Here is a 23,436-nt window from a genome sequence, read left to right as displayed (position 1 = left end):
GGAGAGATCGTAGAGAAGAGGAAGGTCAGGCGGCGGCGAGGTCTTCCAGGGCCTCGCGGTTGCGGACCCGGAACCGGCGGCAGCTTTCGAACTCGACCACGCCGGACGACTGCAGCTGGGTGATCATCCGCGAGACCGTCTCGATGGTGAGGCCGAGATAGTCGGCCATGTCCTGACGGCCCATGGCCAGTTCGACGGCGGTCTCGCCGCGGCGTTGGGCCAGGCCCAACAGAAAGCTGGCGACCCGCTCGCTGGCGCTCTTGCGGACCAGCAGGGTCAGGTGCTCGCGGGCGCTTTCGAGGTCGCGCACGGTGGCGTCCCACATCAGGTCCTTGAGTTCGCTTTCGCCGCCCGCGGCCAGCATGGCCTGGCGGCTGGCCGCCAGGATCACGCAGTCGCTGAGCGCTTCGGCCGCCATGCTGTGGCTGCCGGTCGTCTCCAGGCCGAACACGTCGCCGGGATAGTAGAAGTCGCCGATCGGCCGGCGGCCGTCGGCCATGAAGCGTGAGGTGCGGACCGTGCCGCTGATCATGCGGTAGATCAGATCTGCGCGCTCGCCCTGGCCGTAGATCTCTTCGTCCTTGGCGAAGGTCATCGGCACGCCGATCCGGCTGATCAGGTCGTGGTCGTCACGGAGGATCGTTTCGCTGCAAGTCATACCCAACTCCCGATGACCTTTGACTAGGCCGGGGCGGGCAGGCGGAAAATTTCGGATCGTTCCTTACGGGGGCGCCCTTACGTAGTCCTACGGAGGTCAGTTCACGCGGCGGGTGCGTCCGGCCCAGTACGGCTCGCGCAGTTCGCGGCGCAGGATCTTGCCGGAAGCGTTGCGGGGCAAGGCCTCGATGAAGTCGACGCTCTTGGGAGCCTTGAAGCCGGCGATGCGGGTGCGGGCGAAGGCGATGATGTCCTCCGGATCGGGGTTGGTCCCCGGCTTGGGTGCGACGATGGCCTTCACCGACTCGCCCCACTTGTCGTCGGGCACGCCGATCACCGCCACCTCGGCCACGTCGGGGTGGCCATAGACGGCGCTCTCGACCTCGGCCGGATAGATGTTCTCGGCGCCGGAGATGATCATGTCCTTCACCCGGTCGTGGATGAACAGATAGCCGTCCTCGTCCAAGTAGCCGGCGTCGCCGGTGCGCAGCCAGCCGTCGGCGGCGACGGTCGCGGCCGTCGCCTCGGGCAGGCGCCAGTAGCCGGCCATGTTCGAGACCGAGCGGACGGCGACCTCGCCGACGGTGTTCGGCCCCAGCCTTTCGCCAGCCTCGTTCACGATCTTGATTTCGACGCCCGGCATCGGCAGGCCGGCCGCCCGCATCCGGGCGTTGCCGGCCGGATCATGGTCTTCAGGCGGAAGGTAGACGATGGTGCCGCAGGTCTCGGTCATGCCGTACTGCTGGACGAAACCGCAGCCGAACACCTCCATGCACTCGCGCAGCAGGTCCAGCGGGATCGGGCTGGCGCCGTAGAAGATGTATTTCAGGCGCGAATAGTCGACTTCGCGCGCCCGGGGCTGGCGCACCACGATCTGCAGCGCCGCCGGGACCATGAACATCTTCGAGACGCGATCGTGCTCGATGTAGTCCAGAACCTTGAACGGATCGAATTCGCGCGCGACCACGCCCTTTGCGCCGTTGACCAGGCCGACAATGCCCCAGCCGGTGCCGCCGATGTGCCCGACCGGCATGGCGACCAGGCTGATGTCTTCCGGGGCCCATTGGTTCCAGGCCATCGGGCTTTCCTGGGCCCGGCGGCGGCCGCCCAGGATGTTGAGGTGACTGAGCATCGCGCCCTTCGGGCGTCCGGTCGTGCCGGAGGTGTAGAGCTGGACGGCCACGTCGCGTTCGTCGATCGCAACGGCAGGATCGACGGGGCTTTGCGCGTCGCGCCAGGCCTCGTAGGTCGGCCAATCGCCGGCGCCGGATTCCATGGCCACGACCTTGAGGTCGGGCAGGTCGGCGGCGACCTGGCGGGCGGTGTCGAGCACTTCGGGCCCGACGAACAGCATCTTGGCCTGGGCGTCGCCGGCGATGTAGGCGACCTCGGGCGGGGCCAGCCGCCAGCCGATCGGGGCCATGATCACCCCGATCTTGGCCGCCCCGAACAGCAGCTCGAAATAGTGGTCGCTGTTCTTGCCGAGATAGGCGATGCGGTCGCCCTTCTTCAGGCCTTCGGCGAGCAGGGCCTGGGCGGCCCGGTTGCTGGCCGCGTCGAACTGGGCGTAGGTGGTCTCGCGGCCCTCGAAGGTCAGGGCGACGGCGTCCGGCCGCTCGCGGGCGTGGAAGCGCGGCGCTTCGGCCAGGGTCGGGATGGCGTTGAAGTCGACGGACGTTTCGGCCACGGGCGGTCTCCCTAGAGTCCGAGCACCAGCCGGGCGATGATGTCCCGCTGGATCTCGTTGGAGCCGCCATAGATCGAGGCGGCGCGATCGTTGAGGTATCGAGGCATGGCGGTCAGCACCGCGTCGGGCCCGATCGGCGGAATGTTGGAGCCGGGCTCGCGGGCGGCTGGCTGGTCGGGGGCGGCGTAGAGCCCGGCGACCTCCAGCAGCAGTTCGTCGATGCGCTGCATGGCCTCGCCGCCCTGGGTCTTGAGCATCGAGGAGGCCGGACCCGGGTTCTTGCCGGACGACAGCGCCGCCAGGATGCGCTGCTCGGAGACCTCGATGGCCTGGACGGCGACCTCGGTCTCCATCAGCCGGCGCCGGAAGCTGGCCTCGTCCAGCAGGCCGGCGTCGCGGGCGGTCCGGCGCAGCCGCTCAAGCATCACCTTCAGGCCGGGGGCCGAGCCGCCGCCGCGCTCGAACTCGAGCAGGTACTTGGCGACCGTCCAGCCCTGGTTCTCCTCGCCGAGCCGGCCGGAGACCGGAACCCGGACGTTCTCGAAGAACACCTCGTTGACCTCGTGCTCGCCGGCGAGGGTGATGATCGGGCGGACCCGGATCCCCGGCGTCTGCATGTCGAGCAGCAGGAAGGTGATCCCGGCCTGCGGCTTGCCGTCGGGCAACGTCCGGACCAGGCAGAACATGCGGTTGGCCCAGTGCGCGTGGGTGGTCCACAGCTTGGAGCCGTTCAGCACGTAGTCGTCGCCGTCACGCGTCGCGCGCAACTGCAGGGCGGCGAGGTCCGAGCCGGCCCCGGGTTCGGAATAGCCCTGGCACCAGTAGTCCTCGCCCGACAGGATGCGCGGCAGGTAGTGGGCCTTCTGGGCCTCGCTGCCGTAGCCCATGATCACCGGCCCGACCATGCGCAGGCCCATGGGGGCCAGGCTGGGCGCGCCGGCCCGTGCGCATTCGGCCGAGAAGATGTGCCGCTGCATCTCGCTCCAACCGGGGCCGCCATAGGCCTTGGGCCAGCTCGGCGCGGCCCAGCCCTTGGCGTGCAGGATCTTCTGCCAGGGCAGGCTGTAGCGCTTGTCCATGAAGACGCTGGTGGCCCGGCGTCCGGCCTCGCGCAGTTCGGGCGTGAGCGCCTCCTCCAGGAAGGCGCGCACCTCGTCGCGGAAGGCCAGTTCTTCGGCGGTCAGATCCAGGTTCACTTGGCGCGGGTCCTAGAAGCGTCCACGCAGCGTAACCCCGTAGGTGCGCGGCGGGGCCAGGAAAGTGGCGAAGGTGCCGGTCTGCAGCGGCTGATCGACTACGACCTGGTTGTAGTCCTCGTCGGTCAGGTTCTGGGCCCAGAGCTCGGCTGACCAGCGCTCGTCCTGGCTGGCGAGGACCAGGCGGGCGTTGACCAGGGTCAGCGGCGGCTGGGACTTCAGCGGATCGAGGTTGGAGCCGGTGTTGTACTCCGAGGTGTACTTGGCCGAGAGGCTGGCGCGGAATTCGAGGGTCTCCGTCACCGGGCGCTCGTAGTTCACCGTTCCGGCCGCCGACCACAGTGGGGCGTAGGAAAGCCGGGCGTTCGGCAGGCGAGGGGAGATCCCGGCCGGCGGCGCGAAGTCGCCGAACTGGGTCTCGGCATAGGTGACGCCGCCCGAGAAGCTGAGGCCCTCGACTGGCGGCCGCCACATCAGGTCGACGTCGACCCCGCGCGAGATCACCTCGGGGATCGAGGCGACTAGCCAGCTGATGCCGGTGTAGGTGTTGAGCTGGAAGTTCTCGTAGGTCTGGTGGAACAGCGCAGCGTTGGCGACCAGGCCGTAATCGGCCGTATTGGTCTTCACGCCGAGTTCGTAGCTGACCACGGTTTCGGCCGGGAAGCTGGTGTCGGGGTTGATGACGCCGGCCGCCAGCCGCGCGCGGTCGAGGTTAAAGCCGCCGCTCTTGAAGCCCTCAGCGTAGGAGGCGTAGGCCATCACCCCCTCGTTGAAGCGGTAGCTGGCCTTGAGGGTGCCGCTCCAGCGGCCTTCGCTCTGCTCCTGGTTGGTGACGACGTTGTTGAAGGCCGGGTCCGAATGCGGCGCGCAGATCGCCCCGCGGGCGGCGGCCGGGAGCGGCCGGGCCAGGGCCGCGGCGCAGGCGTTGGCCGGCGCCGAATTGGTGTAGTGGCTGCGGACGGTCTTTTCGTCGTCGGAGTAACGGAGCCCCAGGGTCAGCTCGAGCGCCTCGGTGACCTTCCAGCTGTTGTTGGTGAACAACGCCCAGCCCTTGGAATTGTGGTCGTAGCTGTCGCGCGGGCCGGCGCCGGCCGGGAAGTTGGTTCCATAGGGCAGGCCGGTGAGTTGCGAGATGAAGGTCGGATTGGGGCTGCCGGACGGCGCCGACAGCAGCAGGCCGAAATAGGGCTCGTACGCCGTGCCGAAGGTGGTGGCGGCCGCAGCCTTGAGGTCCTCGTCGGAATAGAAGACCCCGATCAGCCAGTTGACGGTCTCGGTGGACCCGGCGAGGCGAACTTCCTGCGAAAACGCTTTGATCTCGTTGAAGCTTGAGCCGTCGGCGGGGCGGTACCAGATGTCGGCCGACGAGAAGTCGATGTCCGAGCCGTTCTCCGCGCGCCAGTCGCGGAAGGCGGTGATCGAGATCAGCGCCATGCCGTCGCTGATATCCCAGTCGAGTTGGGCCGAGACGCCCTGGTCGGTGATTTTCGAGCCCATGTCGCGGTTGGCGTTGGCGATCCGCGCGCCGGGGTTCGGCGGCCGCTGGACGCCTTCGTCGGCCGCCAGGGCGTCGATCAGCGCCGCGGTCGGGCCGGCGACGGTGACGAAGTTCACGCAGCAATGCTCGTCGCGGTCGGAATAGTCGGCCAGCAGCTTGATGCTGAGGCTGTCGGTCGGGGTGAACAGCAGTTGGCCGCGGACGGTGTAGTAGTTCTGGTCGGTGTCGTCGGTGCGGGTGCGCGGGCCGGCCCCGACGTGGACGTCGGCGAAGCCGTCGCGCTCACGCTTGGCGGCATAGAGGCGCCCGGCCAGTTTGTCGGCGACGATCGGTCCAGTCACGCTGCCGGCGACGCCCAGCGCGCCATGATCGCCGACCGTGAGCTCGCCGGCGGCTTCGAAGTCGAACGACGGCGCCTTGGTCAGCACGTTGATGACGCCCGCCGAGGTATTCTTGCCGAACAGGGTGCCCTGCGGCCCCTTCAGGATCTCGACCCGCTCCAGTTCGCCGAGGTCGCCGAAGGCCACCCCGCTGCGCGCGCGGTAGACGCCGTCGACGACCGTGCCGACCGAGGATTCCAGGCCCGGATTGTCGCCGATGGTGCCCACGCCGCGGATCCGCGCGGAGGTCTGGGCCTCACTGGTCGAGGAGGTGACGCTGAGTCCGGGGGCCAGGACCTGCAGGTCCTTGATGTCGCGGACGCCCGCATCCTGAAGTTGCCGTTGCGGAAGGGCGGTGACGACGATCGGGACGTCCTGGAGGTTCTGCTCGCGCTTCTGGGCGGTGACCACCAGTTCGGCGACCGTCCCGCTCTCCTGCGCCAGGGCCGATCCGGCCGCGCAGGCCGCCGCGATGACCGCCCACGAGGCGGTCGCCAGTGCTTGTTTCATGTTCCCTCCCGCTGCCGGCGTCGCCGACGAACCGTTCTTGCACGTCGCCGTCTTGTCGCGGCGAGGCGGGAATGCTTGCAGAAACAGGCTTTGCGGGACAAGCTATCGGAAGTGATAGGCGCCGCAGGGGGGGCAGGCCGTCGTGGCGATGAGCGCTGAGGCTCACGACGAGTACGAGCTGATCGAAGCTCTTGCGGCCCAGGTGCGTGACCGTGGGCGCGAGATAGGCCTGCCCTATGTCGCGGTCAGCGCCGACATCGGCGATCCGGAACCGATGCGCGACCGCGATGGCCGGCCGTTCGCCGAGACCCTGTTTCAGTGGCTCGACCCAGGATTGCAGTACTGGAAGGATCGAGGCTTTGCGCTGCGCTCGGCCTTCGTCTTCGCCTGCCGCTATACGGCCGAGCCGTTCTACTTCCAGGACGGCCGCTTCGGCGCCTGGCGTCCTTCGCGCCGGCTGGAGTCGATCGAGGTGGTGCAGAGCGCCGACACGGTGGAGATCGGCACGGCGATCATCGCCCCCGCCCACCTGCCGGGCGGAGTGATCGGCGCGATCGTCTGGGCCTCGCCCGAGGTGATCGACGTGAGGCCGGTGTTCGAGCAGCGGGCCGCAGAGCTGTCGATCCTCTCGCTGCGCTTCATGGCCGCCTACAACGACCGCGGCCTGTCCCCGGACGGCCTGGTCCACCTGACCCGGCGCGAAATCCAGTGCCTGAAGTGGGCCGCCAAGGGCAAGACGGACGGGGAGATCGCCGAGATCGTGAAGATCTCGATGCCGACCGTCCGTTTCCACATGCGCAACGCCGCCGACAAGATGGGCGTGGCGGGCCGCCCGCAGGCGGTCCACCGCGCCTCGGTGCTCGGCTATGTCGGCGAGCGGCAGAGAGCCACGCGCAGCTAGGCGGCTATTTCCACCTGGCCAGCAGGCGTTCGCGGAAGAGTTCGAGCCGTTCAGCCGCCGAGCTCAGCGCCTGACTGCGGCGACCGAGCACCGCCGCCAGGTCGGCGTCGATCTGCTCGCGCCGCGACTCCCGCGCCTCGGGCAGCGGCGGCAGGACGTGGGCGAAGTAAGTGTTGTCGAGCAGCTTGTGGAGCAGCCGTTCGCCGGGGAACGGCTCGCCGTTGTTAATGGCCCGCGCGGCCTTCAACAGGGTGCGGATATCGTACTGGGTGGGGCTCAGGTCCGGCACCTGCTTGGGCAGGCCGAGCAGGGTATAGACCGCGATCCTGGCGGTCCGCACCGAGCTTTCCATGGTGAAGATGACGTCGTTGCTGGTCTCGACGAACTGGCCGAGCAGGCCAAGGTTCGTGCAGCCGGCCGGCACGACATGCGGCCGGTCGCCCGCCGCCCGCGGCATGAACTGGGCGGTGATGTAGGGCATCAGCGCCATGCGCACCTTGGTCGCGGCCGCGACCGCGTCGAGCTGGTCCTCGATGCCCAGGTGGTAGCAGAGCTCGGCCAGGATCTCGCGTCCGGTGCAGGCCGGCATCGGCTTCTTCACATAGTCGCCGTCCTTGTCCATCAGCAGCGCATAGACCCAGATCACCAGCACATCCTTGGGCTGGTTCGGGAAGTGGGGCTGGCGGTTGCAGGTGAAGCTCAGCACCCAGGCGGAATCGGTGAAGGTGATGACCCCGCCGGTGACCGTCTTGCCGGAGTAGGGATCGTTGACCGCCAGCTCCTTCAGCTTGTCCACGAACGGCGAGGGTTTGCAGGTGAGGGTGGCCGACTCCCACATCGAGCGGTCGACGTCGCCGTAGAACTTCTCCGGCTTGCCGAAGATCGGCGAAGCCTTGGCGAGGTTGCGCCATAGCGCCCAGTCGCTGGCCTCGCCCGGATCGCGGCGATCACGCTGGAGCGCCGGCGCATGGTCGAGGTCGCCATACGCCGTGCCTTCCGTCATCGAGCCGGTGATCGCGAACACCAGGTCGTCGGGGCCGACCGTGATGGTGCTGTCCTTGCCACCGACCTTGCAGCGGATGGCGGTCACGGTGCGCGCATCCCCGTCGACCGTCATGTCGAGGTCGTAGGCGCGGGTGTCGAACTGGACCTTCACGCCCTTGTCGCGCAGCAGCCGGGTCAGCGGCACGACGAAGCCGTCGTATTGATTGTACTTGGGGAAGACCAGGGCCGACATGTCGCCGAGCCCGTCGATCGCATCGAGGAACCGGTGCATGTAGAGCTTCATCTCAAGAAGGCTCTGCCAGTTCTCGAAGGCGAACATCGAGCGCCACAGGTACCAGAAGTTGGTCTCCAGGAAGCTCTCGCTGAAATAGTCCTCGATGGTCACGTCATCGAGGTCTTCCTTGCGCTTCAGCAGCAGGCGGATCAGTTCCCACTGGTGAGCCTTGGTCAGGCCCAGGGTCGAGAAGTCGCGGATCTGACCGCGCTTGTGCATCAGCCTGGACTTGGAGAAGTTCGGATCGTTGTCGTTGACCAGCCGGTACTCGTCCAGGACGCTGAACCCCTCCGGCAATTCCAGCGCCGGGACGTCCTGGAACAGGTCCCAGAAGTTGTCGTAGTTCCAGTTCATCTCCCGACCGCCGCGAACGATGTAGCCGGCCTCGGCGTCGCCCGCGCCGTCCAGCGATCCGCCGGTGACGTTCAGCGCGTCCAGGATGGTGATGTCCTCGCCCTTCATGCCGCCGTCGCGGATCATGTAGAACGCCGCCGCCAGTCCGCCGACGCCGCTGCCGATGATGTAGGCCTTGCGACCCTTGACGGCCTTCGGGGCGACCGGCCGGTTGCGTTGATAGGGCCCGACCATGTCCGGCGGGGGGAGGGCGTCGTGCGGCCCCTTGCGCCAATAAGCGGCGGTCGCGTCAGCCTCGACCGTGAACTTCGAACCCTTGTCGCGGGCGCTCATGGCATCCCCTTCAGCAAAGCGGGACGCCTGTCGCCCCCATGCCGCCTTGAACGCGTGAAGCGCCAAATCGGGCTCTAGGGGGTATTCCGGAGGTGCTTGGCGGAAGGGGTGGGATTCGAACCCACGGTAGGCTCTCACCTACGGCGGTTTTCAAGACCGCTGCCTTAAACCACTCGGCCACCCTTCCGGAAGGAGGGGCCTATAGCAGGGGTCGGGCGGCGTCTCCACCCATCGTGGATGCTTAATGAAATTCGTCGCTGCATTAACCATGGCGCAAGGCTCGCGCGGCGAACATGGCGCTCAGCGCTGGGGAGCGTCGATTTGAAAGAGGGGGCGGCCATGGCTCGCATCCGTCCGTACGCGCCGGTCCGCGGCGTCGTTGTCGTGCTCATGGGGACGGCGGCGCTGGCCGCCTGCGCCACGCCTCAACCGCGCTACGCCGCCAAGCATCCGACCGCGGGCCCCACGCCTGGGCAGCTGCCGAACGGGGCGGGCGGGCGCTACAAGGTCGGTTCCCCCTACGAGGTCGGCGGCGTCTGGTACGTGCCGAAGGAAGAGCCCGGCTACGACCAGGAAGGCACGGCCACCTGGTACGGTCAGTCGCACCACCTGAAGACCACCGCCAACGGCGAGGTGTTCGACCGCTATGCGCTGTCGGGCGCTCATACGACCCTGCCGCTGCCGTCGATCGTCGAGGTCACCAATCTCGAGAACAATCGAACGGTGCAGGTCCGCGTCAACGACCGCGGCCCGTTCAAGGGCGGAGCGGTGATCGACGTCTCGCAGGAGGCTGCGCGCCAGCTCGGTTTCGAACAGCAGGGCACGGCGCGGGTCCGCGTCCGCTATGTCGGCCCAGCGCCGCTCGGCGCGCCCGACGCAGGCCTGCGCCATTCGGCCTACACCCCGACGCCGACCCCGGCCGCGCTGCCGCCCGCCGCGCCGACGGCCTATACTGGACTGAACCCCGGGCCGGTCGAGACGCCGGTGGCCGCCCAACCGCTGGCTCCGCTGGCGCCGGCCGCGGTTCCGGCCGCGCCCGCCGGGCTGATCTATCGCGTCCAGGCCGGGGCCTTCTCCGATCCAGCCAACGCCCAGCGCGTGGTGAGCCAGCTCGGCTCGGCCGTCGTCGCCAGGATCGAACCGTTCGAGCGCGGCGACGGGATGACGCTCTATCGCGTGATGGTGGACGGCACGGCCGACGAGGCCGAAGCCTTCGATCTGCGCGATCGAGTGGCGGCCTACGGCTTTACTGAGGCGCGGGTGGTGCGGCCGGGCGCCTGACCCTCGGCTGGGACAAGTCCGCCCGGCGGCCGGTGAGCGCTGGACAAACCGGCCGAACCGGCCATTTTGGCCGGCGTGACGCGTGGGCGGTTCATCACTTTCGAAGGCGGCGAGGGCGCGGGCAAGTCGACGCAGGTTCGGCGCCTGGTCGCGCGCCTGCAGTCCGCCGGCCATGATGTGGTGGCCACGCGCGAACCGGGCGGCTCGCCCGGCGCCGAGGCGATCCGCAACCTGGTCCTGAAGGGCGAGGCCGATCGCTGGAGCCCGGCCACTGAGACCCTGCTGATGTACGGGGCGCGGCGCGATCACATCGAGAGGACCATCCTGCCGGCGCTGGAGCGCGGCGCCTGGGTGGTCTGCGACCGCTTCGCCGATTCGACCCGCGCCTATCAGGGCGGGGCCGGCGGGGTCGACCCGGCCTTCATCACCGCCCTGGAGACCTTCGTCCTGACGGACGTCCGGCCGGACCTGACCCTGGTCTTCGACCTGCCGGTCGAGGTCGGCCTGGCCCGCGCCGAAGCGTTCGCGAAGGCCGACGGCCACGCCGAGACGCGCTTCGAATCCAAAGGAGTGGCGTTCCACGAGCGCCTGCGCGCGGCGTTCCGCACCATCGCCGCGGCCGAGCCCGACCGTTGCGCGCTGATCGACGCCGGCCAGGGCATGGACGAGGTCGAGGGGCAGGTGTGGCGGGCCGTCGAGGGCCGGCTGGTCCATGGCTGACGCTGCGCCCCATCCGCGCCAGGTCTTCGACCTGAAGGGCCACGAGGCGGCCGAGACGGCGTTCGAAGAGGCGCGCGGCCGCGGCCGGCTGCACCATGCCTGGCTGCTGACCGGGACCGAGGGTGTGGGCAAGGCGACCTTCGCCTTCCGCGCGGCCCGTCGGCTGCTGGGCGCGCCCCACAATCCGGCCTACGGGGTGCTTGGCGCTTCGCCGGACCATCCGGTCAGCCGCCAGATCATCGCCCGCTCGCACCCGGACCTGATGGTGCTGGAGCGGGTCGGCGAGGACGGCAAGCCGCGCAAGGTGATCCCGGTCGACGAGGCCCGCAAGCTGACCGACTTCTTCGCCAAGTCGCCGGCGGCGGCGCCGCACCGCGTGGCGATCATCGATGCGGCGGACGATCTCAACGTCAACGCGGCGAACGCCGTCCTGAAGACGCTCGAGGAGCCGCCGCCGCGCGGGGTGATCCTGCTGGTCTCGCACGCGCCGGGCGGGCTGCTGCCGACGATCAAGTCGCGCTGCCGGCGGTTGGGTTTCCAGCCGCTGCCGGAAGCTGAAGTCACCGCCTTCGTCGAGGCGCGGACGACCGCCAATCCCGAGGACGCGATCCGCCTGGCGCGGATGTCGAAGGGCGCGCCCGGCAAGGCGCTGGCGCTTGCGCTGGCCGGCGCGGTGACGGTCGACGATGCGGCCAAGGAGATCCTGCAGTCGCTGCCGGCGGTGGACGAGGGCTTGGCGCTGTCGCTGGCCGACCGCTTCCGCGGCGCGGAGGGGGCGGCGCAGTTCAATCTGCTGCTGGAGCGGCTCGCCGAGCGGGTCCACGGCCACGCCGTGCGACTGGCGGCCGAGGGCTATGGCGGGCTTGATCGCTGGGCCGCAGCATGGGAGACGCTGCAGCGCCTTCCGCGGGAGGTCGAGGCCGTCAATCTCGACCGTGCGGACGCGTTCTTCACGGCTCTCACTGAACTGCGCGCCGCCGCGCGCGCCTGAAACCTCCGAATGCTGATCGACAGCCACGTAAACCTGCACGCACACCAGTTCGACGAAGACCGCGACGAGGTGATCGCCCGCGCCCGCGCCGCCGGCATCGAGCTGATGGTCAATATCAGCGACAAGGTCTCGGGCTTCGCCGCCGTGCGCGCCCTGGCCGAGCATCCTGACATCTGGTGCACGGTCGGCACGCACCCGCACGAGGCCAAGGAGAACCCGGACCTTTCGGCGGCCGACCTCGTGACCATCGCCGCCGACCCGCGGGTGGTCGGGATCGGCGAGACGGGGCTCGATTTCCACTACGATCTCAGCCCGCGGGACATCCAGGCCAAGGTCTTTCGCCAGCACGTCGCCGCCGCGCGCGAGACGGGCCTGCCGCTAGTGGTCCACACCCGCGAGGCCGACGAGCTGATGGGCGACATCCTTGAGGAGGAGTACGCCGCCGGTCCCTTCAAGATGCTGATGCACTGCTACACGTCAGGCGCCGAGCTCGCGGCGCGGGCAGCGGCGCTGGGGGCCTGGTTCTCGGTCTCGGGCATCGCCACCTTCAAGACCGCCGAGGATGTTCGCGCCATTGTCCGCGACATGCCGGCCGACCGCATCATCGTGGAGACCGATTGCCCCTATCTCGCGCCGGTTCCGCACCGCGGACGCCGCAACGAGCCGGCCTTCCTGCCCGACGTCCTGGCCGGGCTGGCCAAGATCCGCGGCTGGTCGCGGCATGATGCCGAGAAGCGTGCGGAGGATGCGTTCTTCGCCCTTTTCGACAGGATCCCGCGGCCATGAGCGGGCGGCTGGAGTTCACCATTCTGGGCTGCGGCTCCTCCGGCGGCGTGCCGCGGGCCGACGGCGACTGGGGGGCGTGCGATCCCGCCGAGCCGAAGAATCGCCGCCGCCGCTGCTCGCTGCTGGTCCGCCGGCTGGGGCAGGGCGCGGAGAACGACACCACCCTGATCGTCGACACCTCGCCCGATCTCGTCTGGCAGACCTCGCAAGCCGGGGCCAAGCGGCTGGATGGCGTGCTGCTGACCCATGATCATGCCGACCAGACCCACGGCATCGACGACATCCGCGCCTTCTTCATCCGCCAGCGCGCGCGGATCGCCTGCCACATGGACACGCCGACCGCGCTCAGCATGCAGCGGCGGTTCGGCTATGTGTTCGAGGGCGAGAACGGCTATCCGGCGATCGGCGACATCACCCCGCTGGCGCCCCACGGCCAGGCCTGGGCGGTCGATGGTCCGTCCGGCGCGATCCCGGTCACGACCTTCGATCAGGACCATGGCGGCGTGAGGTCTGTCGGATATCGCTTTGGAAACGTAGCCTATTCTAGCGATGTGGTCGGGCTGGACGATGCGGCTTTCGAGGCGCTTGACGGTCTCGATGTCTGGATCCTGGATGCGCTGCGCTGGCGGCCGCATCCGACCCATGCGCACGTCGAGCTGGCGCTGGAGTGGATCGCGCGGGCGCGTCCGCGCCGGGCGATCCTGACCAACATGCATATCGACCTGGACTACGCCGAGCTGGCCGCGCAGCTGCCGGAAGGGGTCGAGCCGGCCTATGACGGCCTGCGTTTCGAACACGAATTGAGCGGCGATTTCTCATGATTTCCTCACCGCTTAAGCTTGGTTTCCTCGCGTCGAAAAACGGCACCAGCATGCGGGCTATCGTCGAGGCGGCGCGCGCTGGGGGACTGGCGGTCGAGCCGCGCCTGGTGGTCAGCAACAACCGCAAGGCGCCGGCCCTGGAATTCGCGGCCGAGCGCGGCGTGCCGACCCTGGTCATCCCGACCCAGGCCGATCCGGAGGCGGCCGACGCGGCGCTTTGCGCGGCGCTGGAGGGCGCCGGCGTCGAACTGGTGATCCTCTCGGGATACCTGCGCCGGCTGGGGCCGCTGACGCTCGGGCGCTATCGCAACCGCATCCTGAACATCCATCCGGGCCTGCTGCCAGCGTTCGGCGGCGAGGGGATGTACGGTCGGCGGGTGCACGAGGCGGTCATCGCCGCGGGCGCGAGCGAGAGCGGGGCCACCATCCATGCGGTCGACGAGATCTACGACCACGGCCCGGTGATCGAGCGTCGCACCGTGCCTGTGCTGGCCGGCGATACGGCCGAGACGCTGGAGGCGCGGGTGGCGGCGATGGAGCCTGGCTTCTTCGTCGAGACCCTGGCCCGCATCGCCGCAGGCGAGCTGCGCCTGCCGGATTAGTCGGACGGCGGCCGCAGGGTCTTGACGATCTTCACCCGCGTGAAGTCCTCGGCCGCGCGCCGCTCGAAGCCGAGCGATTTGGCCGTGGTCAGCATCGCGGTGTTTTCCCGCGCAACGTCGCCCCAGACCTCGGCCAGGCCCTTGGCCGCGGCGTAGTTCAGGATTTCGCTGAGCAGCAGCCGTCCCAGGCCCTTGTGCTGTTGGTCGGTGCGGACCATCAGCGCGAACTCGGCGGTCTGGCCCTGGGGATCGCCGGCCAGGCGCGAGACGCCGATGATTTTCTCGCCATCGTCGACCACCAGCGCCATCTCGCGGTCGTAATCGATCTGCGACAGCCGCTCGGGCCAGCCCGGGGGCAGGGTGCGGAAGCCTGAGCGGAAGCGCAGCCGCACGTCCTCGGCGCTGCTGGCCTCGACCATCGCGGCGATCGCCGGGCCGTCCTGAGGCCGGATGGCGCGCAGGGTCACCGGCTGGCCGCCGACCTCGATCTGCCGCTGCAGGCCGTCGGGATAGGGCAGGATCGCCAGGCGCGGCCGGGCCTCGTCCGGCGCCCGCAGCCGGATCCGGGCGGCCAGCGCCAGGGCCCCGGAAGCGTCGGCCAGCAGCGGATTGATGTCGAGCTCGGCGATGTCCGGCTCGCCGGCGGCGATCTGCGAGACCCGCACGATGACGTCGGCGATAGCGTCGAGATCGGCGGCAGTGTGGTCCCGGAACCCTTGCAGCAGGCGCGAGACCCGCGTGCGGCCGATCATATCGCGCGCCAGGACGTCGTCCAGCGGCGGCAGGCCGATCACGTGGTCGGCGGTGACCTCGACGCTGATGCCGCCGGCTCCGAACATCACGATGGGACCGAACAGGCTGTCCTGGGCGACGCCGACCAGCAGCTCGCGCGCCTCGGGCCGATGGACCAGCGGCTCGACCACCAGGCCTTCGATCCGCGCCTGTGGACGGGCCTTGGCGATCCGCGCCAACATGGCCTGGGCCTCGATCTGGGTCTCCAGCGCGCCCTCGAGGCCGAGCACGACGCCGCCGAGCTCCGACTTGTGGCTGACGTCCGGCGACACGACCTTCAACGCGACCGGTCCGCCGATCTCCTCGGCGATGCGGCCGGCCTCTTCCGGAGTCGCGGCGTCGCGGCCTTCCAGCGCCGGAACGCCATAGGCCTTGAGCACCTCGCGGGCTTCCGGATCGGTGAGCGTGAGGCGTCCGTCGGCGCGTGCCTTGGCGATCACCGCGCGGGCCGCCGCGCCGTTGGGCGCGGCCATCGCGCCCGGCGTGCGGATCAGCGCTTCCTGGTTCTTGCGGTGATCGACGAGGTGCATGAAGGCGCGGACCGCCTCGTCCGGCGTTTCGTGGGCCGGAACGCCGGCCGCGGCCAGCCGCCGCCGGCCCTCGGCGACTGCGGTCTGGCCCATCCAGGCGCTGAGCACAGGGCGATGGTAGCGCTTGGCCTTCAGGACCTCGACCACGGCGTCGGCGGCCGCGGTGCTGTCCTCGACCGCGGTGGGACAGTTCATCACCAACACGGCGTCGGCGTTGCGGTCTTCGAGCATGATCTCCAGGGCCCGGGCGTAGACCGGGGCGTGGGTGTCGCCGAGGATGTCGACCGGATTGGCGCCGGACCAGTACTTCGGCGCCGTGGCGGCCAGCTTCTCCATGGTCTCGGGTGACAGCTCGGCCAGGCGGCCGTCGCGGGCCTCCAGGGCGTCGGCCGCCATTACGCCGGCGCCGCCGCCGTTGGTGAGGATCGCCAGCCGGTCGCCATAGACCCGCATCCCTGCGCCGAGGGTCGAGACGGCGTCGAACAGCTCGCGCAGGCCGCCCACGCGAAGCATGCCCGCGCGCCGGAGGGCGGCCTCATAGACCAGGTCCGCGCCGGCCAGGGCCCCGGTGTGCGAGAACGCCGCCTGAGCGCCGGCCTTGCTGCGGCCGGCCTTGACCACGACGACCGGCTTGGCGCGCGAGGCGATCCGGCCGGCGGTCATGAACTTTCGCGCGTCGGTGATGCTCTCGACGTAGAGCAGGACGCCGTGGGTGTCGTAATCGAGAGCCAGGTAGTCGAGCAGATCGCCGAAATCGACATCGGCCGCGTCGCCGATGGTCAGGACGTGCGAGAACCCGACCCCGCGGGCATGAGCCCAGTCGATGGCCGCGGCCGCGACGGCGCCCGATTGCGAAACCAGCGCCAGGCCGCCGGGCGCTGGCGACAGATGCGCGAAGCTGGCGTTGATCCCCTGGCGCGGCGACATGAAGCCCAGGCAGTTGGGGCCGAGGATCCGCATCAAGGTCGGTTTGGCGGCGTCCAGCATCTGCTGGCGCAGGGGCGCGTCGACGCCGGCGCTGATCACGATGGCCGCCCGGCAGCCGGCCTGGGCCAGTTCGGCGACGATCCCCGGCACCGACGGCGCCGGGGTGGCGATCACCGCCAGGTCGGGAACCAGCGGCAACTCGGCGACGCTGCGATAGGCGATCGAGGAGCGGATCGCCCGCGCGCTCAGCGACACCGGCAGGACAGGCCCGGCAAAGCCGCTTTCCAGCAGGTTGCGCGACAGCACCTGTCCGACCGAGCCGGGCGCGTTGCTAGCGCCGATCACCGCGATCGCATTCGGGTGGAACAGCGCATCGAGGTTTCGCGTGGTCATGGCGGGCCTCCGCTTGCGCTCACCGCCAGGAGAATCTGGCGGCGGCAGCACACCCCGCGTCGGCCTGACGATCAAGTCGGCATGCGTCGGCGTCCTGTGAACGGAGGAGGTCGCCCGTTGCGCAGGCCGCTAGCGGCCGCACGACCTGCGGCCCGACGCCGCGCCTTCTCGTGAGACCAGCATGTCCAAGTCGCCCAGGTCAGCACGCTGCCGCAGCTGCAGGACCAGCATCTGTCGCGCGCCTATTTCGGCGCCTTCCGCCAGGAGGGCCGCGCCGCGAGCAAAGCTGCACGGGCCCTGAAGGCCGACCCCAGAACGCGCCGGCGCGGCCCAGGCCGAGGTCGCACGGGAAGCCGCGCGGGTCCGGCAGACCGTCAAGGCGGCCGGAACGTCGGATCGCGTGACTGCCAAACCGGAGCCCGCCGCCGCCGACGACGACTTCCTGGTCCCGCTGACACGGCCGTATGCCGTTCAATCCCGGCGCTGACGGCGTTGGTCTGGCTGGCGCGGCGATCTGCAGCAGGATGGAGCGCCAGGCCGCCTCAATCTCGACCTTAGAGTTCAGAAACTGCACAGGTTCGGGGACCGTTGCAGCGACCAGATCGAGGCTGAGCTAGGCTCGTGGCCCCGCTGAGACGTGACCAGCTGTTGCACACGCGGTACGCGGCGATTGTTGCAGTGGTCTTAGAGAGGCCTGACGACCGAAGCCTAGCGACATCGACCCTTCTGTTGCATTTCCGGACGGGTTGGTCCGCTAGGGGCTCTTAGCTGACCTTGGGAAGGTCAGGTTGTGGGCAACTGCCCCGCCGGGAGATTTAACTCAAACATACCGCTTGCGTCACGGCTCGAGGTTTCCAGCGGCAACGTAGTGTCACCGCTGTCTGCCAACCCAGGTTGAACTTCACCCCCCAGCAAACTAGGCTGTAACGGCCAAGCTTGAGCGCGAGGCCAATGTAAAACGGGTGGGGCGATGGGGGCGAAAACCCCGACAGAACTGGCGCAGGAATTCGCGCAGGCGGTGCTTAGTGTGGCCCCGGTGATCATCTTAGGCAGCGGTGCCTCGGCGGCTCACCAAGTGCCCGGCATGGGTGCACTCGCGGCCCACCTCACCGCTCTCGCTCCGCCTGCGGGATGGGATGAGGCCGAGCAGGCCGAATGGGCCAAACTGGTCGCTGAGCTGAACGGCGGCCAGGACCTGGAGTCCGCCCTGCAGGCCATCCGGCCCAGCCCCCGCCAGACCCACTTCGTAGCCGCTGAAACCCGTCGCTTCCTGTTGCCCTACGACGAGGCGGTGTTGCGCGCCGTTCTCTCCGATCGCAGGGCCCTCCCGCTGTCGCGCCTCTACAACCATCTGTTCGACAGCACCCACAAGAACATCTTCGTCGTGACGCCAAACTACGACCGCATTGCGGAATATGCGGCCGACGCGGCGGACGTCAGTACCTTCACCGGCTTCAGCCACGGCTATCTGCAGCAGCGCGCCCGAAGCCCCAGGACGCGGGTGCACGTCGCCGGACAGCCTGCCCGGACCGTGTGCGTCTGGAAGGTCCACGGATCGCTAGACTGGTTCCAGACCCCTGCCTATCAGGCCATTGGCCTGCGCAGCGGTGTTGAGCCCCCGGCCGACTTCGAGCCGCTCATGGTGACGCCGGGCTTGGACAAATACCGGCTGACGCACATCGAGCCGTTCCGCACGATCTTCGGGTGCGCCGACGCCGCCTTGGAGGAGTCGAGGGCGTTCTTCTGCGTTGGTTACGGTTTCAACGACCAGCATGTTCAGGAGAAGCTGGTCGAGCGCTGCGACCGCGAGAGCGTGCCGATAGTGTTGATCACCAAGCAATTGACCCGGTCGGCCCGCGACTTCCTCGCTGGCGGCCGCTGCCGCAGGTTCCTCGCCCTAGAGGAAGGGCCGGCTGGCGCGAAGGCCTACACCCCGGCCGAGCCGGCGGGCTTCGACGTCGATCAACCGATCTGGGCCTTCGGACCCTTCCTCGACTTCACCCTCGGAGCCGCGCCGTGAGCATCCTGGACTATGCCGATGAGGACGCGCTTGGGCGCGTTCAATCCGTCGATACCGCCGTGGTCGTGATTCGGGTCGATGACGTCGAGGCGCTGCGGGCCCTGCAGGTCACCCAATGCTGCTGTCCCCGCTCTGGAGCAGTCAACAATCCGTCGATCGTCCTTCGCATGCGCCGGCCAATCAATTCCTCCGCTCGGTTGAAGTATTCGCGAATGTGACGCGAGCGCCCGTAGGTGTCGAACCACTGACTAATTAGCGCCTTCAACGTCGCGCCGCGTTTCCCTGATTCGCCTGTCAAGAGCGCGACATTGAACGCCAATTGGACGTCATCGGCACAAAGTTCGCTTGGGTCCCGCTCTCCGGCGCAGGTCGCGAGAATTCGGAGCGCGTGGCCCAAGTTGGATATGGCGTTTTGCGGCTTGTTCAGTTTCACAAGTTGGTCGTGCAGCACCATGCTCTTGAAAAGGTCCTGCCAACGAGGGGGTAGGGCTTTGACCACCCCGTCGTTGGCAAGATCGGCGCGGCCCAGGCGATCCAGAACGGGGAGGGAAGGCCCATAGGTCGCCACTTGGCTCAGGCGCGTAACTGGCTTGACTGTCGTCCCCCGAAGCTTTGACAGGTTCCATTGATGAGCGGTGTCGACCTTGCCCTCGGCGGTGACGGGAAAGTTCCAAGGGAGCTCGGCGGCTGCGGCCAATTCGCGCCCACGATCGAGGAAGGTCTCGAGTTCAGACCGCATTTGCGGCTCCCCTCGACGACAGATCAGTCACAAGTCTCTGGATGGCCTCAAGCGACGCCTCAGAGCCACTTCCTGAATGCTCTACGTGCCGATCACGCTGCCGCGTGATCGGAAGCGCTCGAGCTGTGACGCTGTGCAACGCAGCTTCGTCCAACACGCTGCGTGACAGAGAGCTACGCGCGTTGGACGAACTGCGCCCACACGAAATGCAACGGAATAAGCTCGTGCTTTCCGCGCTGTAGCTCGCTCTGTAGCGCCAAAACGCAACACGCTCGAACTTAGGTGTTCTTCCGATAATATTCCTTAGGCGATGCTCGTTGACGGCCCCATGAGGGGTCGGTTGTGATCGCTGAAGCCGACAGTCCTATCGGACGACATCCTTCAGGAGGCCCGCAATGCCGTCCTGGAATTCGAGGCTGCTCGCGCTCGCGAGCCCCGATCGCATTTGCAGCGCGCCGACGACTTTTCGAAGCATCAGCGCCCCGGGTCAGAAGGCCGTCGGCTATCTGTGCGCCGGCTGAGGGGCAACGGCAGGACAAGCGGAGAGCCGCCAGCTCCTGCTCTGAATGGCGGCAGCCGCTCCAGACCACCTTCCCTCAGCGGCCGACGCCTCTCGGTTGCGGTGCTGATCGCTTGTGGGTGCTCAAGGTGACCAGGCCGTCATTATTGCGGCGGCGATTTATGCAAACGAACCGCCTTGCCAGGATATTCAAAGCGGCGTTAGATGACCAAATAGTCATCGAATGGCGCGACATGAGCACGATCAAGATCGACGACATCGCCTTCGTCCGCTTCCGGGCGCCGGACCTGGCTCGGATGCGGGCCTTTCTTGAGGACTTCGGCCTGGCCGTCGCGGAGGATGGCGGCAGGCTGTTCGGCCGGGGCGGCGGCGACAGCCCCTTCCTGCATGTGACCGAGTTGGGAGAGCCTGGCTTCGCCGGGCTTGGGCTGCGGGCGTCCTCGCTTGCCGACCTCAAGACGCTGGCGGCGGCCGAAGGCGTGCAGATGGAGCCGCTGGACACGCCCGGCGGCGGCCAGGTCGTGCGCCTGACCGATCCGGACGGCCGCCTCGTCGAGGTGGTGGCCGGGCAGGTTCCAGCGCCACCGCTGCCCCTGCCCCGGCGCGAGGCGTGGAACACCGCGGCTGAGCGCGCGCGCCTGCGCCAGACCAAGCGCGTGGCGGGCGGCCCGGCGCATGTCGTGCGCCTGGGCCATTGCGTGCTCAACGTCTCCGATTTCCGCGCGGTCGAGCGTTGGTACAAAGAGCGTTTCGGCTTCATCACCTCGGACGAGATCGCGCTGACGCCGGAGTTCTCGGTCGGGGCTTTCCTGCGCTGCGACCGCGGCGCCGCGCCGACCGACCATCACACGCTGTTCCTGATCCAGGCCCCGTCGGGCCCCGGCTTCAACCACGCCGCCTTCGAGGTCGCCGATTTCGACGACCTGATGGCCGGTCACCAGCAGCTCAAGGACGCCGGCCGCCACGCCGAATGGGGCGTCGGCCGCCACATCCTGGGCAGCCAGATCTTCGACTACTGGCGCGACCCCTGGGGGCACACGCTGGAGCACTGGACCGACGGCGACCTCTTCACCGCGGCAGACGGCTCGAACGTCGCCAGCCTGACCGACCTGATGGGGGTCCAGTGGGGCCCCGCCGCGCCGCCGACCATGGGCTGAGCGGCAGATTTTACGGAGAACTTTCCATGAAGCTCGCGACCTTCCAGGCCGGCGGCGCGCCGGAGCTCGGCCTCGTCACCGGCGAGACCATCGTCCCGCTCAGCCGCACGGCGCCGGGCCTGCCGGCCGAGATGATCGGCCTGATCGCCGCCTGGCCGGAGGTGGAGCGCGAGGTCCGCGCCATTGAGGCGGCAGCGGTCGGCGCCTTGCCCCTCGGCCAGGTGCGGCTGCTGGCCCCGATCCGGCGGCCGGGCAAGATCATGGCGATCGGCCTGAACTACGCCGACCACATCGCCGAGAGCAATCTGGGCACGCCCGAGCACCAGGTGTGGTTCTCCAAGGCGGCCACCGCGGCCAACGGCCCCTTCGATCCGATCGACGTGCCCAAGGTCTCGCAGGCGCTCGACTACGAGGCCGAGATGGTGGCGGTCGTCGGCGCCGGCGGCCGGCACATCGCCAAGGCCGACGCCCCCGGCGCGGTGTTCGGCTACTGCGTCGGCAACGACGCCACCGAGCGAGCCTGGCAGCACCGCACCCCGCAATGGGTGATCGGCAAGTCCTTCGACACCCACGCCCCGTTTGGCCCCTGGATCACCACGGCCGACGAGATCGCCGATCCGCACGCGCTGGCGATCCGCTGCCAGGTCAACGGCGAGACGCGCCAGGATTCCAACACCCGACACCTGGTGTTCAACGTCTGGGACCAGATCGAGCATCTGTCGCAAGCCATGACCCTGGAGCCCGGCGACCTGATCTTCACCGGCACCCCCGGCGGGATCGGCGCGGCGATGAAGCCGATGCAGTTCCTCAAGGCCGGAGACGTGGTGCGCATCGAGATCGAACGCCTGGGCGCCATCGAGAATCCCTGCGCGCCGGAGCCGGACCGTGGCTGACGCAGGCTTCGACTGCGACGTCCTGGTCGTCGGGCTGGGGCCGGTCGGGGCGATGCTCACCCTGTTGCTGGCCCGCGGCGGCGTCAGCGCCATCGCCCTGGACAAGGATGCCGACGTCTATCCCCTGCCCCGCGCCGCGCACTTCGATCATGAGATCATGCGGCTGTTCCAGCAGGTCGGGATAGCCGAGGAGGTCGCACGCCACGCCAGGCCGGCGCCGGCCTATGAGTTCCGGGCCGCAGACGGCCAGGTGCTGATGCGGATGGAGCTGCCGCAGCTGGCGCCGTGCGGCTGGGCGGCCGGCTACATGTTCCATCAGCCGGCGGTCGAGAACGCGCTGCGCGCGCGGCTGGAGGCCGACCCCTTGGCCGAAATGCGCCTGGGCCATCGCTTCCTGCAGCTGGAACAGGACGACGACGGCGTGACTGCGACGGTGGCCGGCCCGGACGGCGAGGCGTCCATCCGCGCCCGCTATCTGGTTGGGTGCGACGGCGCCTCCAGCGCCGTGCGCGAGGCGATCGGCGGAACGCTCGACGACTATCGCTTCGATGAGCCCTGGCTGGTGATCGACGCGGTGGTCGAGCCGGGCGCGCGGCTGCCAGACGTCAACCTGCAGATCTGCGATCCGGCGCGTCCGACGACCTGCGTTTTGATGGGGCCGGGCCGGCATCGCTGGGAGTTCATGCTGCTGCCGGGAGAGACGGCCGAGCAGGTGCTTGACGACGGCTTCATCACCCCGTTGATCGAGGCCTGGGACTGCGGGCCGGTGCGGATCGAGCGCAAGGCCGTCTATCGCTTCCACGGCCTGGTCGCCAAGGACTGGCGCGCCGGGCGGGTGCTGCTCGCCGGCGACGCGGCGCACCAGATGCCGCCGTTCGCCGGCCAGGGCATGTGCTCGGGACTGCGTGATGCGGCCAACCTCGCCTGGAAGCTCCTGGCGGTGCGGCGCGGCGAAGCCGACGAGGGGCTGCTCGACACCTACCAGACCGAGCGCGAGCCGCACGTGCGGACCTATATCGAGCTGGCGATCGGCATGGGCCGTGTGGTCTGCACCCAGGACCCCGCGCTCGCCGCCCAGCGCGACGCCGGGATGCTGGCCCAACGCGCGGCGGGAGCTGCGCCTATGCCTCCGGCGGCTCCGGCGCCGCTGGCCAGCGGCGCGGTTCTGACCGGAGCCGCCGGCGCCGGGACGCTGTTCCCGCAACCGGTAAGCGCCGCCGGGCGGTTGGACGACGCCGCCGGCGACGGGCCGTGGCTGATCACTCGCGCCCCCTGCCCCGAAGCCGTCGATCTGGCCATCACGCTTCAGGACCCGCGCCTGGCGCCGTTCGCCCGGGACATCGAGGCCTGGTTGGACCGTCACGGCGCCTCGGCCGTCCTGGTCAGGCCCGATCGCTACGTCTTCGGCGCCGGCGAGCCGGCCGACCTTGCGGCCGCGTATCGTCGCGCGCTGCGCCCAGTCTAGGAGT

At 68.9% G+C, this 23,436-nt stretch carries 18 protein-coding genes and 1 tRNA gene; 11 read left to right on the top strand and 8 right to left on the bottom strand.

The window, feature by feature from the left end; genetic code table 11:
* Positions 1-25: 25 nt before the first annotated feature.
* The 4 genes from O4N75_RS12105 to O4N75_RS12090 form a co-directional block, all read right to left on the bottom strand.
* On the bottom strand, positions 26-658 hold the full coding sequence (locus tag O4N75_RS12105) for a helix-turn-helix domain-containing protein (protein ID WP_269625804.1): 633 nt from the start codon (positions 656-658) through the stop codon (positions 26-28).
* Between the two features lie 96 nt (positions 659-754).
* Positions 755-2,344, bottom strand: coding sequence for a fatty acid--CoA ligase (locus tag O4N75_RS12100; protein ID WP_269625803.1), 1,590 nt, complete (start codon positions 2,342-2,344; stop codon positions 755-757).
* Between the two features lie 11 nt (positions 2,345-2,355).
* Positions 2,356-3,540, bottom strand: coding sequence for an acyl-CoA dehydrogenase family protein (locus O4N75_RS12095; protein ID WP_269625802.1), 1,185 nt, complete (start codon positions 3,538-3,540; stop codon positions 2,356-2,358).
* Between the two features lie 12 nt (positions 3,541-3,552).
* The gene (locus tag O4N75_RS12090) at positions 3,553-5,928 is read right to left on the bottom strand and encodes a TonB-dependent receptor (RefSeq protein ID WP_269625801.1); all 2,376 of its coding nucleotides are present in this window, start codon (positions 5,926-5,928) and stop codon (positions 3,553-3,555) included.
* A gap of 148 nt (positions 5,929-6,076) precedes the next feature.
* Between O4N75_RS12090 and O4N75_RS12085 the strand changes: the two genes are divergently transcribed.
* Positions 6,077-6,829, top strand: coding sequence for a helix-turn-helix transcriptional regulator (locus O4N75_RS12085; RefSeq protein WP_269625800.1), 753 nt, complete (start codon positions 6,077-6,079; stop codon positions 6,827-6,829).
* Between the two features lie 4 nt (positions 6,830-6,833).
* Here O4N75_RS12085 and O4N75_RS12080 read toward each other — a convergent pair whose 3' ends face one another.
* Positions 6,834-8,795, bottom strand: coding sequence for an oleate hydratase (locus O4N75_RS12080; protein ID WP_269625799.1), 1,962 nt, complete (start codon positions 8,793-8,795; stop codon positions 6,834-6,836).
* 97 nt (positions 8,796-8,892) lie between these two features.
* A tRNA-Ser gene (locus O4N75_RS12075) sits at positions 8,893-8,982 on the bottom strand.
* Between the two features lie 152 nt (positions 8,983-9,134).
* Here O4N75_RS12075 and O4N75_RS12070 point away from each other — a divergent pair.
* The 6 genes from O4N75_RS12070 to O4N75_RS12045 all read left to right on the top strand — a co-directional run bounded on the left by O4N75_RS12070 (position 9,135) and on the right by O4N75_RS12045 (position 13,996).
* Positions 9,135-10,076, top strand: coding sequence for a septal ring lytic transglycosylase RlpA family protein (locus tag O4N75_RS12070; RefSeq protein ID WP_269625798.1), 942 nt, complete (start codon positions 9,135-9,137; stop codon positions 10,074-10,076).
* A 75-nt stretch (positions 10,077-10,151) separates the two neighbouring features.
* Complete coding sequence (gene tmk, locus O4N75_RS12065; protein WP_269629365.1) at positions 10,152-10,796, top strand: dTMP kinase; 645 nt, start codon at positions 10,152-10,154, stop codon at positions 10,794-10,796.
* Positions 10,789-11,787, top strand: a complete 999-nt coding sequence (locus O4N75_RS12060) for a DNA polymerase III subunit delta' (protein ID WP_269625797.1) — start codon at positions 10,789-10,791, stop codon at positions 11,785-11,787. The genes tmk and O4N75_RS12060 overlap by 8 nt, the downstream gene beginning before the upstream one ends.
* 9 nt (positions 11,788-11,796) lie before the next feature.
* Entirely contained in the window at positions 11,797-12,573 is a 777-nt protein-coding gene (locus tag O4N75_RS12055) for a TatD family hydrolase (RefSeq protein ID WP_269625796.1), read from the top strand.
* Positions 12,570-13,394 (top strand): MBL fold metallo-hydrolase, encoded by an 825-nt coding sequence (locus O4N75_RS12050; protein ID WP_269625795.1) that lies wholly within the window; start codon positions 12,570-12,572, stop codon positions 13,392-13,394. Before O4N75_RS12055 ends, O4N75_RS12050 begins: the two co-directional genes overlap by 4 nt.
* Positions 13,391-13,996: a phosphoribosylglycinamide formyltransferase gene (locus O4N75_RS12045; protein WP_269625794.1), complete on the top strand. Its 606-nt coding sequence runs from the start codon at positions 13,391-13,393 to the stop codon at positions 13,994-13,996. The genes O4N75_RS12050 and O4N75_RS12045 overlap by 4 nt, the downstream gene beginning before the upstream one ends.
* Here the strand turns inward: O4N75_RS12045 and O4N75_RS12040 are convergent.
* Positions 13,993-16,638, bottom strand: coding sequence for a bifunctional acetate--CoA ligase family protein/GNAT family N-acetyltransferase (locus tag O4N75_RS12040; RefSeq protein WP_269625793.1), 2,646 nt, complete (start codon positions 16,636-16,638; stop codon positions 13,993-13,995). The genes O4N75_RS12045 and O4N75_RS12040 overlap by 4 nt on opposite strands.
* A 970-nt stretch (positions 16,639-17,608) precedes the next feature.
* Here O4N75_RS12040 and O4N75_RS12035 point away from each other — a divergent pair.
* Positions 17,609-18,658 carry an SIR2 family protein gene (locus tag O4N75_RS12035; protein WP_269625792.1) on the top strand — a complete coding sequence of 350 codons (1,050 nt, stop codon included), beginning with the start codon at positions 17,609-17,611 and terminating at the stop codon, positions 18,656-18,658.
* Between the two features lie 40 nt (positions 18,659-18,698).
* Here the strand turns inward: O4N75_RS12035 and O4N75_RS12030 are convergent, their stop codons facing one another.
* Positions 18,699-19,397 carry a hypothetical protein gene (locus O4N75_RS12030; RefSeq protein ID WP_269625791.1) on the bottom strand — a complete coding sequence of 233 codons (699 nt, stop codon included), beginning with the start codon at positions 19,395-19,397 and terminating at the stop codon, positions 18,699-18,701.
* Between the two features lie 753 nt (positions 19,398-20,150).
* On the opposite strand from O4N75_RS12030, the gene O4N75_RS12025 reads away from it, so the two are divergent.
* From O4N75_RS12025 to O4N75_RS12015, 3 genes are read left to right on the top strand one after another with little or no spacing between them, the layout of a single operon-like run.
* Positions 20,151-21,074, top strand: a complete 924-nt coding sequence (locus tag O4N75_RS12025; RefSeq protein WP_269625790.1) for a VOC family protein — start codon at positions 20,151-20,153, stop codon at positions 21,072-21,074.
* 26 nt (positions 21,075-21,100) lie between these two features.
* Positions 21,101-21,967, top strand: a complete 867-nt coding sequence (locus tag O4N75_RS12020; protein WP_269625789.1) for a fumarylacetoacetate hydrolase family protein — start codon at positions 21,101-21,103, stop codon at positions 21,965-21,967.
* Positions 21,960-23,432, top strand: coding sequence for a bifunctional 3-(3-hydroxy-phenyl)propionate/3-hydroxycinnamic acid hydroxylase (locus O4N75_RS12015; RefSeq protein ID WP_269625788.1), 1,473 nt, complete (start codon positions 21,960-21,962; stop codon positions 23,430-23,432). The genes O4N75_RS12020 and O4N75_RS12015 overlap by 8 nt, the downstream gene beginning before the upstream one ends.
* The last annotated feature ends 4 nt before the right edge of the window (positions 23,433-23,436 follow it).

The organism is Phenylobacterium sp. NIBR 498073 (genome assembly GCF_027286305.1).
In the GTDB taxonomy this organism is placed as follows: Bacteria; Pseudomonadota; Alphaproteobacteria; order Caulobacterales; family Caulobacteraceae; genus Phenylobacterium.
This window is presented reverse-complemented; position numbering and strand designations above follow the sequence as displayed.